The organism is Cupriavidus sp. 01L43 (assembly GCF_056399925.1).
The window spans coordinates 80,608-95,090 of the sequence record NZ_JBFTSH010000015.1 but is presented as its reverse complement, the minus strand read 5'-3'; the positions used below and the strand labels follow the sequence as shown (position 1 = coordinate 95,090).

11 protein-coding genes are annotated in these 14,483 nt (G+C 68.6%); 5 read left to right on the top strand and 6 right to left on the bottom strand.

Translation table 11 applies throughout. The annotated features are described in order from the left end of the window. Positions 1-4: 4 nt before the first annotated feature. Positions 5-979: a DUF3616 domain-containing protein gene (locus AC1DP9_RS21775; RefSeq protein WP_477108459.1), complete on the bottom strand. Its 975-nt coding sequence runs from the start codon at positions 977-979 to the stop codon at positions 5-7. A gap of 28 nt (positions 980-1,007) precedes the next feature. Then, positions 1,008-1,850 (bottom strand): IclR family transcriptional regulator, encoded by an 843-nt coding sequence (locus AC1DP9_RS21770; protein ID WP_477108458.1) that lies wholly within the window; start codon positions 1,848-1,850, stop codon positions 1,008-1,010. A 133-nt stretch (positions 1,851-1,983) separates the two neighbouring features. Here AC1DP9_RS21770 and AC1DP9_RS21765 point away from each other — a divergent pair, with 133 nt between their 5' ends. From AC1DP9_RS21765 to AC1DP9_RS21750, 4 genes are read left to right on the top strand one after another with little or no spacing between them, the layout of a single operon-like run. Further along, positions 1,984-2,991: a Bug family tripartite tricarboxylate transporter substrate binding protein gene (locus tag AC1DP9_RS21765; protein ID WP_477108457.1), complete on the top strand. Its 1,008-nt coding sequence runs from the start codon at positions 1,984-1,986 to the stop codon at positions 2,989-2,991. Positions 2,992-3,041: 50 nt separating this feature from the next. Next, positions 3,042-5,033 (top strand): FAD-dependent oxidoreductase, encoded by a 1,992-nt coding sequence (locus AC1DP9_RS21760; protein ID WP_477108456.1) that lies wholly within the window; start codon positions 3,042-3,044, stop codon positions 5,031-5,033. After that, entirely contained in the window at positions 5,030-6,235 is a 1,206-nt protein-coding gene (locus tag AC1DP9_RS21755; RefSeq protein WP_092300559.1) for a CaiB/BaiF CoA transferase family protein, read from the top strand. Before AC1DP9_RS21760 ends, AC1DP9_RS21755 begins: the two co-directional genes overlap by 4 nt. Further along, entirely contained in the window at positions 6,235-7,119 is an 885-nt protein-coding gene (locus AC1DP9_RS21750; RefSeq protein ID WP_477108455.1) for a patatin-like phospholipase family protein, read from the top strand. Before AC1DP9_RS21755 ends, AC1DP9_RS21750 begins: the two co-directional genes overlap by 1 nt. A gap of 19 nt (positions 7,120-7,138) precedes the next feature. Here AC1DP9_RS21750 and argH read toward each other — a convergent pair whose 3' ends face one another. Next, on the bottom strand, positions 7,139-8,656 hold the full coding sequence (gene argH / locus AC1DP9_RS21745) for an argininosuccinate lyase (RefSeq protein WP_477108454.1): 1,518 nt from the start codon (positions 8,654-8,656) through the stop codon (positions 7,139-7,141). Between the two features lie 109 nt (positions 8,657-8,765). On the opposite strand from argH, the gene AC1DP9_RS21740 reads away from it, so the two are divergent. Then, complete coding sequence (locus AC1DP9_RS21740) at positions 8,766-9,635, top strand: LysR family transcriptional regulator (RefSeq protein WP_441593004.1); 870 nt, start codon at positions 8,766-8,768, stop codon at positions 9,633-9,635. Here AC1DP9_RS21740 and AC1DP9_RS21735 read toward each other — a convergent pair. The 3 genes from AC1DP9_RS21735 to AC1DP9_RS21725 all read right to left on the bottom strand — a co-directional run bounded on the left by AC1DP9_RS21735 (position 9,632) and on the right by AC1DP9_RS21725 (position 14,379). Continuing rightward, the gene (locus AC1DP9_RS21735) at positions 9,632-11,443 is read right to left on the bottom strand and encodes a tyrosine-type recombinase/integrase (protein ID WP_092300572.1); all 1,812 of its coding nucleotides are present in this window, start codon (positions 11,441-11,443) and stop codon (positions 9,632-9,634) included. The two genes, AC1DP9_RS21740 and AC1DP9_RS21735, sit on opposite strands and share 4 nt — an antisense overlap. 183 nt (positions 11,444-11,626) lie before the next feature. Next, positions 11,627-13,300 carry an S-layer protein gene (locus AC1DP9_RS21730; RefSeq protein ID WP_477108453.1) on the bottom strand — a complete coding sequence of 558 codons (1,674 nt, stop codon included), beginning with the start codon at positions 13,298-13,300 and terminating at the stop codon, positions 11,627-11,629. 110 nt (positions 13,301-13,410) lie between these two features. Then, complete coding sequence (locus AC1DP9_RS21725; RefSeq protein WP_477108489.1) at positions 13,411-14,379, bottom strand: SphA family protein; 969 nt, start codon at positions 14,377-14,379, stop codon at positions 13,411-13,413. Between the last annotated feature and the right edge of the window lie 104 nt (positions 14,380-14,483).

Below are 14,483 nucleotides of genomic sequence, written 5' to 3'. Positions count from 1 at the left end.
CCGCCTACGGCGCCACCGTCACGCTGCGGAACCCCTGCCGGGCCGCCGGCAGGCGCTTGCATGCCACGCCATCGCGCAGCACACCGCCGTCGTCGCTGAGAATGCGCAGGCGCTGCGTGCCCGGCATCGTGAAGATGGCTTCCGGCTTCAGCGTGGCGATGGCGGCCTGGCCGAACGCCACGGGCCGGTCATTGGCGGCGCCGGACCATTTATATAGGGCGAAGGTGCCATCGTCAGCCACCGGCCCTGCGGCGATCACATACCCCTGCCCCACGCGCTCGATGCTGCGGATGCCGCGCCCGCCCAGATCGAGCAGTAGCGGGCTGCCAAACTTCGCCGGCTTGCCGTCGATGAGCCCATCAGGGTTCACCAGCGGCACGAGGATGGCCTTGCCATCGACCAGCGGATTGCGGAAGCCGATCAGCAAGCCGCCATCCGCTGCCGCGAGTCCTTCGATATTGAGCCCGCCCGGGCTTTCCGGTGCCCGTTCGGCGGCCGTCTTGAGCGGCAGCGAGGCCAGCGCCGGAGACGCCACGAGATCTTTCAGCAGATCCTTGTAGGGCCGGCCCACCGGCTTCAGCGACAGCCGGCCCGGATCGAGTTCCACCGCGAAGAGCCGGTGCCGGCGCCCCTGCTCCTTGCCCTTGGCATTGCGGCCGTGCGACGAGATGACGTAGGCGCGCTGGCCGACAACGGCGGCTCCTTCGAGGTCCGACTCGCCATCGTCATCGGTGCCGAGGAAGCCGCCAAGCGTGAAGGTCTTGACCGCGCGCGGCTGACCGGCCTGGTACACCGTCAGCACGTTGTGCTCGTCGCCCACCACGACGAAGTGGTCGGGGCCGAGGGCGAAGCCGGCCGAGGCGTCGCAGAGTCCGGTGTAGGTCTCCACGCCATCCGCCGGCCCAGCCGCTCCAGCCGGGCCTGCGCCAAGCATCAGACATATCGCCAGACAGGCCATGCCACGCAGGGGGATTCGCATCGTCCGTTCTCCGTTGGGGTCGAAGGTGCTACGCCAGATCGGCACCCGGGGCGCCATCCAGCCCGGTCCCAGCATACGCGCACCGGAAGCCCGCCGAGCGCAGTTCTTCGGCGATCAGGTCGGCAATCCACTGCTTGCGGGACTCCTGCATGCGGCTGCGGATGGCGGCCACGCTCACCGCCGCGAAGTTGCCCGGCGTGATTTCGAAGCGCATGCCGACGCCGCTCACGCCCTCGTTGACGAGGCTGTCCGTCTTGGCCAGCCCGGCCGAGCGCGCGCGCGTCACCAGCGTGCGCAGCTTGGCCAGCGACAGCCCGTGCGGCGTGAATTCGGACGTATGGCGCGCGTAGAGCGCGGCAATCTCGCCATCGTCGAGCATCGACAGCAGCGTCACGCCCGCCGAGCCGATGCCGAGCACGCGCATGCCGCCCACCTGCAGCACCAGCGCCTTGACCGGAAAGGCGCCCTCCTCGCAATGGAGGCAGTGGCCGTAGTCGCCATTGCGCACCACGAGGAAGACCGTGTCCTCGGTGCGCCGCGCCAGCCGCTGCATCACCGGGCGGCAGCGGTCCAGGATCGGCGCGCCCTTCATCGCCGCCAGCCCGAGCTGCATGGCGTCCAGCCCGAGCCGGTAGAGCCGCTGTTCGCGCTCGACCATGCCGGATTCGACCAGACTCGTCGCCAGCCGGTAGGCGGTGGCGCGGTCCAGCCCGGCCGCCTGCGCCAGCACGCCCAGCGCCACGCCGGCGGGGTGATGGGCCGCAATCAGCTTGAGCAGCACCATCGCTCGTGTGACGGTCTGTGCACCCTTGGGAGCGCTGCCGGTGTCCTCGCCGGCTTCCGTCTCTGCTTCTGTCTCTGCTTTTGTCATGTTTTCGGCCTCTCCCCGGTCGAGATGTTCACATAGTGAATATTGGTAAAGATTCCGTTTGAATACTGAACACGCCCGGGATGAAATGCAACCATACCAAGCACGAACACGTGCACACACCCGGAGACAACCCATGACGTTCCGCCGCCTCGCCAGTGCGATCCCCCGCGTGCTTTCCTTGCCGCGACTGGCCATCCTGCTTGGCCTGGCCGCCACGCTGCCCCTGCCTACGCCCGCTCGTGCCGACACCTGGCCGACCCGGCCGGTGCGACTGGTGGTGGGCTATACCGCCGGCGGCGCGTCCGACACGGTGGGGCGGATCATCGCCAACGAGCTGGGCGCGATGATCGGCCAGCCGGTGGTGGTGGAAAACCGCCCGGGCGTGGGCGGCATGCTCGGCATGGGCACCGTCGCCAAGAGCGCGCCGGACGGCTACACGCTGGGCGTGGCGGTCAGCGGCACCATGGTGATCGGGCCGCATCTGGTCAAGGCCACGCCGTATGACCCGCTGACCGCGTTCGAGCCGGTCAGCATGATCGCCACGGCGCCGATGGTGATGGTGGGCGCGCCGTCCGCGCCGTTCAACAGCGTGCCGTCGCTGATCCAGACCGCCCGCGCGCAGCCGGACCCGATGATGTTCGCCTCCGGCGCCCAGGCGTTCGAGCTGGCGATGCGGCTGTTTGCCGCCAAGGCCGATCTGCGCATGGGCTCGGTGTCCTATCCCGGCGGCGGCCAGGCGTCCATCGACGTCATGGCGGGCCGCGTGCCGGTGATGGTGGACACCATCGGCGCCCAGCAGGCCAATATCAAGGCCGGCAAGCTGCGCGCGCTGGCCGTGCTGGATAACAAGCGCTCCGCCATCCTGCCGGACGTGCCGACGGTCGCCGAAGCTGGCGTGGCCGGCTACCAGGCGGTGGGCTGGCTGGGCCTTGTGGCGCCGAAGGACACCCCCGAGGCCATCGTCACCCGCCTGAACGGCCACCTGCGCACGATCATGGCCAAGCCCGAGGTGCGCGACAAGCTGCTGACGCTCGGCTTCGAGCCCAACACGGACACGCCGCAGGCGTTCGCGCGGGACATCCGCGCCGAGTACGCCAAGTGGGGCGCCGTCGTGAAGTCCGCCGGTCTGACTGCCCAGTAAGCGGCCAATAAGCGCCCAGTAACTCCCCATCCATCCGACTCCCTCGCCCCATGACGACCGACATCCAGGCCGCCGCCAAATGGCAGGCCATGCTCGACCACGCCCTGCAAGACGCCAACTACCCCACCCTGCTGATGGTGCTGCTGCACCTGACCGGGGACCGCCGCTGGCTCGATCCGCGCTACCAGTGCTCGCGCATCCGCGGCCTGGAAGACAACGATCCCGGTGGGCTACCCGATGAGGTCCGCGCGGAAGTGTTGGCCGCCGCCCGCGACGCCATCCTGGCGTGGAAGTCCGGCGTGGCCCCCGCGCTGCCCGCGCCAGACCCGGACACGCTGGTCGCCATGATGCGGCTGAGCGTGGGCGAGGACATCCCGGCCTCCTACGGGCCGATGATCGCCGCCTGGCTGGGGCTGGACGCGGACATGCGCATCGACCAGCACGGCCGTATCGACGTGCCCGAAGGCTTCCGCGTGGTCGTGATCGGGGCCGGCGTGGCGGGGCTGTGCGCCGCCATCCGTCTGCAGGGTGCCGGCATCCCCTTCGTGCTGATCGAGAAGAACGACGAGGTGGGCGGCACGTGGTACGAGAACCGCTACCCGGGCGCCGGCGTGGATACGCCGAACCATATCTACTCGTACTCGTTTGCCAAGGGCGACTGGTCGCGCTACTTCGCGCTGCGCGGCGAGATCCAGCAATACTTCGAGGACGTGGCGGACCGCTTCGGCGTGCGCCGTCATATCCGGCTGCGCACCACGGTGCAATCGGCCCACTACGATGAGTCCTCGCTGCGCTGGACCGTCCACACGCTCGACGCCGAAGGCCAGGCCGAAACACTGCACGCCGACATGGTCATCAGCGCCGTGGGGCTGCTCAATGTGCCGAGGATGCCCGATATCGAGGGGCTCGACCAGTTCGACGGTCCCTGCTTCCACACTGCCCGCTGGCCCGAGGGCCTGGACGTGACCGGCAAGCGCGTGGCCGTGATCGGCAACGGTGCCAGCGCGATGCAGGTGGTGCCGGCCATTGCCGACCACGTGGCCGCGCTGACCGTGTTCCAGCGCTCGCGCCAGTGGGCCGCCCCGTTCGAGAAGTTCCAGAAGCCGGTGCCGGAGTCCGCGCGCTTCCTGCTGCGCGAGGTGCCGTTCTATCAGGAGTGGTATCGCCAGCGGCTGGCCTACATCTTCAACGACCGCATCCACGGCTCGCTCCAGATCGACCCGGCATGGCCGCACCCGGAGCGCGCCATCAACCAGACCAACGACCGGCATCGCGCCTACTTCACGGACTACATCAAGGCCGAGCTGGGCGAGCGCCAGGACCTGCTGCCGGACGTGCTGCCCGAGTACCCCCCGTTCGGCAAGCGCATGCTGATGGACAACGGCTGGTATCGCACGATGGCCCGCCCGCACGTCTCGCTGGTCACGGGCGGCATCGCCCGGGTGGAAGGCAACGCGGTGGTCACGGACAAGGGCGAGCGGCATGAGGCCGATGTGCTGATCGTTGCCACCGGCTTCGACGCCATCAACATGCTGGCCTCGTTCCAGCTATTCGGCCGGGGCGGGCGCTCCGTGCGCGAGGCGTGGGACCGCCACGGCGCCGAAGCCTACCTTGGCGTGGCCGTGCCGGACTTCCCCAACTTCTTCATGCTGGCCGGGCCGAACACGGCGCTCGGCCACGGCGGCAGCGTGGTCTCGCTGCTGGAGACGCAGGTCAGCTACATCCTCAACATCGTGCGGCAGGCCATGGCGCACAGCGCGGGGCGCTTCGAGATCGAGATCCGGCGCGACCGCCACGACGCCTTCAACCAGCGCGTGCAGGCCGCCCATAACGCCATGATCTGGACCCACAAGGGCATGAGCAACTGGTATCGCAACGCGCAGGGCCGCGTGGTGGCCACCACGCCGTTCCGCAACGACGACTACTGGCACATGACGCGCAAGGCCGATTTCTCTGACTACCGGCTGAAGACTGCGCCGGCCGAGGCGGCCGAGTCACCCGCTGCCGACGAGGAACCCGCCACGCTGGAGGACCGGTCATGAAAACGCCCGGCCCGCACATGCTGAGCGGCCTGCGCATCCTCGACCTCGGCACGATGGTCGCGGGGCCGGTGGCCTGCACGCTGTTCGGCGACTTTGGCGCCGAAGTCATCAAGGTGGAGGTGCCCGAGCGCGGCGACACCGTGCGCGACCTCGGCCCCTTTGTGGACGACGAATGCCTGTACTGGCAGGTGGAGGCGCGCAACAAGAAGTCGATCACGCTGAACCTGCGCGAGCCGGCCGGCCAGGCGCTGCTGTACCGCCTGGTGCGCGAGGTGGACGCCGTGGTGGAAAACTTCCGCCCCGGCACGCTCGAGAAATGGAACTGCGGCTTCGAGACGCTGCGCCAGCACAACCCGGGCCTGATCATGCTGCGCGTGTCCGGCTTCGGGCAGACCGGCCCGTACCGGGAGCGCGCCGGCTATGACCGCATCGGGCTGGCCTTCGGCGGCCTGATGGGCATCACCGGCTACCCGGACCGCCCGCCGGTGCGCAGCGGCACCTCCACCGCCGACTACCAGACCGCCATCCTCGGTGCCTTCGCGCTAATGATGGCGCTTTACCACCGTGACGTGCACGGCGGCGAGGGGCAGGAAATCGACCTGTCGATGTACGAGTCCATCATCCGATTCACCGAGGTGCTGGTGCCCGAGTACGACCGGCTGGGCGTGGTGCGCGAGCGGCGCGGCAACAAGCATTTCGCCGCCGCGCCGGGCGAGCACTTCCGCACGCGCGACGGGCGCTACCTGATCTTCACCTGCTCGGCGGACGCCGGCTTCCAGCGGCTCTGCGTGGCCATGGGGCGCCCGGATCTGGCCGAAGACCCGCGCTACGCCTCGCACAGCCAGCGCTGGGAGCATGTGGACGAGCTGAACCGGCTGGTCGCGGACTGGATCGCTGCGGAGCCGGAGGACGCGCTGTGCCGCAAGCTGGACGCCGCGCGGCTGGCCTACTCCTTCATCTACACCATCGAGGACATCATGCAGGACCCGCACTACGCGGCGCGGGAGAGCATCGCCACGGTGGAGCACCCGAAGATCGGCCCGGTGAAGATGGCGGGCGTGTTCCCGAAGTTCTCGGGCGTGCCGGCCAAGCCGATCGAGCCGGCGCCGGCACTGGGCCAGCACAACGCCGAGATCTACGGCGAGCTGCTCGGCATCGACGACGACGCGCAACGGCAACTGGCGCTGGAGGGCATCATCTGATGGCCGGCCAGCATCGATTCCGCACGGCTGCCGTGTTCGGCGGCGGCGGCGTGGCGGGCATCGCGTGGGAAGTCGGCGTGCTGGCCGGGCTGGCGCGGGCCGGCGTGGCCGTGCATCGCGCCGGGCTGTTCGTCGGCACGTCGGCTGGCTCGGTGGTCGGCGCCCAGCTGGCGTGCGGCCTGCACATCGAGGCGCTGCTGCACGCCCAACTGCATCCGCCCGCCGATTCCCCCGAGCAGTTCCGTCCCTACTCGCAGGCCGAAGCCGACGCGCAGAACCGCAAGCTGGTGGCCAAGGTCGAGGGCGACCTGACGGCGGCGCGCCAGCGCATCGGCGACTTCGCCCGCCGCAGCGAGACCCCCGCCCCGGCCGCGCGCCGCGCCATCATCGCCGCGCGGCTGCCCCAGGCCGACTGGCCCGGGCATCCGCTGCGCATGGCGGCCGTGGATGCCGCCACCGGCGCGCGCCGGGTGTTCGATGCGGCCAGCGGCGTGCCGCTGGTAGAGGCCGTGTCCGCCAGTTGCGCCGTGCCGGGCGTCTGGCCGCCGGTGCAGATCGGCGACGCCTTCTATATAGATGGGGGGATTGCGTCGATGACCAACGCCGAGGTGGCCATCGACGCGGAGCGGGTGCTGGTCCTGTCGCCGTTCGGCTATGCCGAAGGCAACCCGGTCAGCGGCCACCTGGGCGCCGAAGTGGCGGCGCTGCAGGCGGCGGGCTGCGCGGTGCATGTGGTGGCGCCCAGCCCGGCCGCGCTGAAAACGATGGGCCCGAACGTTCTCGACCCCGCCCGCCGCCCAGCCAGCGCCGCCGCCGGGCTCCATCAGGGCGACACCCTCGCCCATGCGATCCGGGACTGGTGGGGGGCGGCGATCGCGGCTTGAAGCCGCCACCCGGAGCGCGTCAATCGATCGACGCCCCCGTGCTCGCAAGTTCGGCGATGGCCCGTTTCAGCGCGGCGCGATCCGTCAACACGCGCTCACGCATGGCGTCGACATCACCTCGCGCGGCGAACAGGTCGGCCTGTTGGGCCAGAACCTGCGCCTGCACCAGCACGGGCGATGGCCCGCCGGCAGCGGTGCGGGCGGCCACGCTGCATTCGGGGTCGAGGCTGCGCGCCACGGCCTCGGGCGACAGGTGCACGGCGCGGCCCGTGTGGCGCAGCGCCGCCGCATCGACCATCGCCGAATCGATCTCATTGGCGGGCAGATGGCGGTCCAGCGCATCGCGCACCACCGCGCCCACCACGTGGTGGGCCTCGCGGAACGACATGCCGGCGCTGCGCACCAGCGTGTCGGCCAGATCGGTGGCCATCGAAAAGTCCCGGCGGGCGCGCGCCAGCATGTGACCGGCCTGTGGCGTGGCGTGGGTCAGCACCAGCCGCAGCAGGGCCACGCAGCGCTTGCACTCGTCCGCCGCCTCCCAGAAGCCGCGCATGCTTTCGCGGTTGCCGTCGCCGCTATGCGTGAAATGGCTGCCCTTCAGCGCCGCCAGCGAGGCCGTGAGCAGACCGATCATGTGACCGCCCTTCCCCTTCAGGTACTCGAGCACGACCGGGTTTTTCTTCTGCGGCATGATGCTCGACGTGCCGGCCACGCTGTCCGGGAAGTCGATCAGCCCGAATTCCGGCGTCGCCCAGACATAAAGATCCTGCGCCACGCGGCCCCAGGTGACCGTGCCGATGGTGATGGCGGCGAGGATTTCCCACGCAAAGTCGCGCGAGGCCACGCCATCCAGCGAATTGGTGGTGGGGCCTGAGAATCCGAGCCAGCGCGCCGTGGCCGTGCGGTCGATCGGGAACGCCGTGCCGGCCAGCGCACCGGCGCCGAGCGGGCAGGCATCGAGCCGGGCCAGCGCCTGCCGCAGCCGGGCGATGTCCCGCCCGAGCGACTCGGCCACGCCGGCCAGGTAATAGCCGTAGGTGATCGGCTGGGCCGATTGCAGGTGGGTGTAGCCGGGCATGACCGTGCCGGCGTGCTCGGCGGCCTTGTCCAGCAGCACCGTGCGGGTGGCCAGCAGTTCGTCGAGGATGGCCAGCGCGGCGTCACGGGCGCGCAGGCGGTCGTGGGTGGCCAGGATGTCGTTGCGGCTGCGCGCCACGTGCAGCCGGCCGCCCACGTCGGCGCCGGCCAGTGCCATCAGCCGGGCCTCGTAGTTGAAATAGGCGTCCTCGCGGGCCGGGTCCAGCGGCACGGCGTCCGGGCCTTCCGCCTCGATGCGCACCAGCGCCTGCGCCAGTTGCGCGACCACCTCGGCCGGCACCAGCCCGGCGCCGTGCAGCATCAGCAGGTGCGCCTGGTTGATATCGCTCAAATACGGGAATCCACTGCCGAATTCGCGCGCCAGGCGCGGCAGGTAGATGTGTTCGCAGACCTCGGGGGCGGTGGCCTGGGTCAGGCGGCGGCTGACTTTCGATTCCATGCGTGTGTTGTTCTCCGGTACGTTGGAGCCAAGTATGGAAATCCGACGGTCATATCGTCAAATCAGTTATTTCGGCGTGTACATACGGATTTGATATACCATCGCCCGTATGAATTTCAAACAGATCGAAGCCTTCCGGGCTGTGATGGTGACCGGCTCGATGACGACCGCCGCCACCCAGCTGCACACCTCGCAGCCGAACATCAGCCGCGTGATCTCGCAACTGGAGCGGGAGACGGGATTCAAGCTGTTTGCGAGGATTGCCGGCCGGCTGACGCCGACCGTGGAGGCCGAAGCCCTGTTCCGGGACGTGGAGCGTTCCTTCCTAGGGCTCGACAGCCTGCGCGCCTCGGCGCGGTCGATCCGGGAGGGGGGCGTCGGCACGCTGCGCATCGGCACCGTGCCTTCGATCGCCATGAGCGTGATGCCGCAGGCCATCGCCCGGTTCCGGGAGCAGCACCCGGACGTGCCCATCGCCGTGCATACCAGTGACTCGCCGACCGTCGCCAAATGGACGGCGAACCAGTTCTGCGACTTCGGGCTGGTGTCCTATGTGGTGGAGACGGCGGGCATCGACAGCGCGCTGCTGCGCGACGAGCCCGGGGTGTGCATCGTGCCCGCCGACCACCGCCTGGCGCGCAAGCGTGTCGTCCACGCGGCGGACCTCGACGGCGAGCGCTTCATCTCGCTCACCCATGGCGATGGTACGCGCGCCATCGTCGATGCCGCCTTTGTGCCGGACCGGCGCGTGCTGACGCTGGAAACGCCCTACGCGGCCACCATCTGCACGATGGTGGAGATGGGCCTCGGCGTCAGCGTGGTGAACCCGGTGGTGGTGCGCAGCCTGAAGCTGCCGGGGGTGCGCGCCATTCGCTTCGAGCCGGCCATCCCGTTCGAAAGCTATGTCCTGCACAACCAGCAGCGCCCGGTGCCGGCGCTGGCGCAGGCGTTCCTGGACTGCCTGCCCGCAGCCGACTAGTACATCCCCGCCTGATCGAGTTCGCGCGCGCGGCGGGCGTCCTCGGCGTGGACGTAGATCGAGGTGGTCGCCAGCGAAGCATGGCCCAACTGGTGCTGCACTACATCCAGCGCCACCCCGCGTGCAATCGCGTGTGAGCCAAACGTGTGGCGCAGCCAGTGCGCGCTGGCCTGTCCGAGCCGCGCCGCGCCGGCCGGGTCATCGGCGGCCATGGCCTGCGCCGCCTGCGCGAAGAAGCCCTTCCAGATGGCATCGAGCTGCGCCACGGACAGCCGGCCCACGGCGCCATCGTCCTTCACCCGGCCGATCAGCGGCGTGGACGGGTGCAGCCGCTCCAGCTCGCGCCCCAGTCCGCGCGCTTCCAGATAGTCCCGCAGCGCCTCGATCACCGGACCCGGCACATGCACCTCACGGGCGCGCGTGCCCTTGCCGACGAACGAGAGCGTCCACACGCCGCGCTGGTCGGCAGCCAGATCCTGCTGGGCGAGGTCGCCCACGGTCACCTGCGCCTGCTCGGAAATCCGCAAGCCGGTGGCGTAGACAAAGCGCAGCATGAACTGGAGCCGCGCCGTGCGCGGGTCATCGCCCGGCAGCGCGGCGGTGAACTTGCGCAGGAACTGCCACTGGGCGTCGGTAAAGCTGCGCGCCACCTTGATGCGGCCCTGCCCCGCCGCCTTGGGCTTGGGCAGCAGCTCGAACGGGTTGTAGCGCAGGTACTGCGCGTTGACGAGCCACGCGCACAGCGATTTGACGATGGTGAACGCCTGCCGCACGCTGCCCGCCGACAACGGCCCCTCGAACGGCCGCCAGTCGTGGCGATAGCGCGGCGTGCCGCGCGGGCCGACCCACTGGGCCGCCGGCTGCGGATCGGCCAGGAAGATCAGGTAGGCGCTGCAATCCTCGACGGTCAGATCGGACAAGGCCTTGCCGCGCGCGAACACGGCCCAGAGCAGGAAGCGCTCGGCCTGCGTGCGATAGGCGCGCCAGGTGTGGCCGCCCACGGGCGGATGCACGCCCAGCCAGGCGTGGATGGCCATCAGGTCGTTCTGGGCGGAAATGCGGGAATCGACGCCATGCGGCGTGCGGTTGTGGCCCTGCCGGCCGTCCAGCGCGGGCGGCAGCAGCAGCGATTCGAGCGGCGCCACCGCCGCTGACGGCGCGCGCAGGCTCGCCAGTTCGGCCGCCGTGGCGGTGCGGCGGGGCACCAGTGCGGCGGCGGGAATCGCGCCGATATCGTCGGCCTGATCGGCCAGCCATGCTTCGATGCGCCGGGCGGTATGGTCGCCGATGCGCCGCGCATGGCGGTGCCAGCGCGGCCCCTCATGGCCGATCACGGCTTGCAGCGCGCCGAGCGTGGCCCAGCCCGCCTCGACCAGCCGCTGGGCGATGGCCGGCGCGAACCAGCCAGTTACGGCGTCATCGCGCGTGGGGCGGGAAACCAGTTGGGGCTTGAGCGCGTCGAGCACGCGCAACAACTTGCGGCGACGGTTCTGGCGCGCGGTGGCGCTCTCGTCGGCCGGCGTGCGGAACAGCGCCAGCCAGGCGCGCTCGGAGATGGTCGGCTGGCCGTCTTCGCGGGTTTCCAGCCGTTTGACGCCGCGCGCCAATTCGGACTCGATCCAGCCGATGGTGGTCCGGGCGACGCGCAGGTCCAGCCCCGTCTCCAGATAGCGGTCAGCCAGCCGGGCGAGGTCGATGCCTTCGAGATAACCGCGATAGAAAGCGAAGTGATGCGGGCCAAGCAGCCGCTCCGGAGCAACCGGCGGGCGCTGCCGGCGACGGACGGCAGTACGTTCAGGGTCAGACAAGGTGCAATGCGGACATCAAGGCGAAGGGCGCGATGATACCGCTGTTTGTTTTTCTCCCCCCTCCCGCTTCCGGGAGAGGGGAAAACCACCTCTTACACAAACGCAGGTGCCTTGATAATTACCATTATCTCGACCCGTCGTTTAACGCCACAAACTCAGCTACCTACCATCACGAACCCACGGTCACGAACCCACGGTCACGAAGACCGGGTTCGAGTAGAACCAGAGGTCGTTGTAGTTGCGGGCGTTGATGGCGTTGAAGCGCGCGGCGTCCTCGGTGACCGTGGTCTTGGCGTCCGGGAGCGGATTGCCGTCCTGGGTCTCACCCGCCACGTTCATGCCGAGGTTGGTGCCACGCAGGCGGAAGTACTGGTTCTTCGTCGCCGTATAGGTGTAGGTCACGGCGTAGTACCCGTCCGAATCCAGCTTCCAGTCGGCCGACGTGAAGGTGGCGATCACCTTGGTCGAGTCGTTGGTTTCCTTGCTGTAGCCCGCCGTGCCGGCCGCGGCGCGCGGCGTCACGTCACCGGCGATCAGGTCGATGTGGTCCACCGTGGGACGCACGTTGACGTTGATGCCGCTGTTGATCGGGTACTCGAAGTGGTTGCGGTCCGGGCTCTTGAAGCGCATGGTGACCGTCACGGTCTCGCCGGCCTTGGCCTTCAGCTCGCCGCCCATCTCGCCCTTGCCGGCGGCGCCGGCCACGTTGAAGTCGAGCGCGTTGATCAGGTCGCCGAACACCGAGAACATGCGGCCCGAGCGCACGCCCTCCAGCACGCCCTTGATGCCCGTGTACTGGTTTTCGATCCAGACATAGGTCTTGGCGTACTCGCCCGGGAAGTAGCCGCTGCTGTTCGTGCCGATGGTCTTGAAGTGGTGGTCGGAATCGGCCACGTTCCAGAAGCGCCGGCCGTCACCGAGCAGCGCGTCCCAGATGCCGCCGACCTGCGCCACCACGTAGTCCACGCCACCGTAGACGCGGTTCTTCAGGTTGGCGTTCACGTAGGCGGTGGTATAGCCGCCGCGGTCCGGCTCCATCTGGTTGCCGACCATGCCCTCCACGCCGAAGGCGATGTTCGGGGCGGTGTCGTTGAATTCGCGGTAGTCGGCGGCGGTGTACTTGCCCGTGTTGCGCGAGGGGTGGTTGATCAGCGCGTAGCTGGTGTCGGGATAGTTGTCGCGCAGCCAGGCCACGGCCTTCACGGCGTCCGCGTGGGTGGTAAAGGCGCGCGGCCCCTTGGCGTTCCAGTTGGCCACGTCCACCGGATCGAACTGGGTATCGGGGCGGTTCGTGAAGAAGTATTCGAACTCGTTGGCCGCCTTGGTGGCCGTGCCCAGCGGCGCGCCGCCGAAAATGCCCACGTTCATGTGGTCATGGGTGGGCATGTCCCATTCGAAGGCCGAGAAGATCAGTTTGTTGACGTACGAGCCATTGACCTGCATCTGGCGCACGGCCGGCATCTCGTACTCGGCCATGGCCCGTGAGAACGGCAGCGGGCCGCCGACGATGTTGGTGCCGTTCTGGTCGCGCGTGGACGGGCGCAGGTGGTTCGAAATGGCGGTCCAGTCGAGGTTGTTCTTGACCAGCGCCTCGTCCAGCACGTTGGCGAGCAGGCTCTGGGCGTCGTCCGATTCCACGGTGTGGACGTGCAGGTCGCCGGTGGTCCATTTGCCGGTCACTTCGGCGGGCTTGGGGTTGTCCGGCGTGCTGGGATCGTTGGGGGTAGCCGGGGTGGACGGGCCGGAAGGCGTGGCCGGGTTCGATGCCGGGGCATCGTCGCTGCTGTTGCAGCCGTAGAACAAGGCGGAGACAAGCACAGCTGCCGCGATCCCGATCGCGGAGTGGGTATAACGCATTTCAGACTTCCCTGATTTCTAGTTTGAGCGCCGATGGTGCCGGCGATTCGTGACAGGAAAGTGATAGTCGTGCGTATTGTCAGTGAATCGTTGCTTGAGGTGGAATGCTGCTACAGCACCAATGTGACAGTCGCCATGAAGGTGGAGGTGCTGTCGAGCCGATTCTTGCTGCTCACCGTCGGCACCCAGCGCAGCCCGAACGAGAGCGGATGCTTGCCGCCGAGCTTGGTGTCGTAGGTGACGATCGGCCCCATGGCGAAGTCGTGGCCGTGGAAGCCGTGCAGCAGGTCTGCCGTGGGGCCGCTATCGCCGCCGAGCTGCTGCACCGTGCCCATGACCAGCCCCACGCCCCACGGGCCGAAGCGCTTCACGCCCATCACGTCCAGCGTGAACAGCGCCGCGTTCTGGTAGTCGGTGGCCGTATTGCGCGTGTAGAACTGGAACGCGCCCACGGCATTGAACTCCAGCCCGTACTGCGGCATCAGGTGGGTGAAGGCCACCTGGGGGATGAAGGTCCAGTTGTTCAGGCTCGGGTTGGCCAGCGCGTCCTTGTTGTACTGGCCGGTCGGCGCCCAGACGTTGAAGCTCAACGCCATGTGGCTGGTCTTGGAGAAGTGATAGCCGGCGATGATCGGGGCGAAGTAGATATCGAACAAGTTCGAAGCCCGGTCCGACGTGCCGGTCGAGAAGTTGCCCAGCGCGCCGCTGGCGCCGGCCGTGGCGTGCACGGTGGTCCAGACATAGGGCAACGTGAAGCTGGAGGCGAAGTTCCATGCGCCGGGGCCGGTATCCCAGACCTTCATGGCGGTGGCCAGCGTGAAGGCGATCTTGGCTTCCACGCCGAGCGTAGTCCGCCCGCCGATGGGCACCTGCCGGTCATTGCCCACGGAGCCGTCGAGGTAGATCTCGCCGAAGTTGACCACCCAGACCGGCTCGGGCGGTACCACGCCTGCATTGGCCTGCACGCTGGTGCCGGACACCGGGCGACCCAGCGCCCCCTCCGTGGCCTGCGCCGCCAGCGGGACCAGGCCCGCGCAACACGCCGCCGCACCATAAAGAAAAACCGACTTCCCCATCATCGATTGCCCCCATCCCGTATCTGCCAGCATGCAGGCATGCTGGCAGAATCCATACGGAATGGAATTCAGTTTTCTCGTCGGCGAGATGAAACTTTTCAGCGATT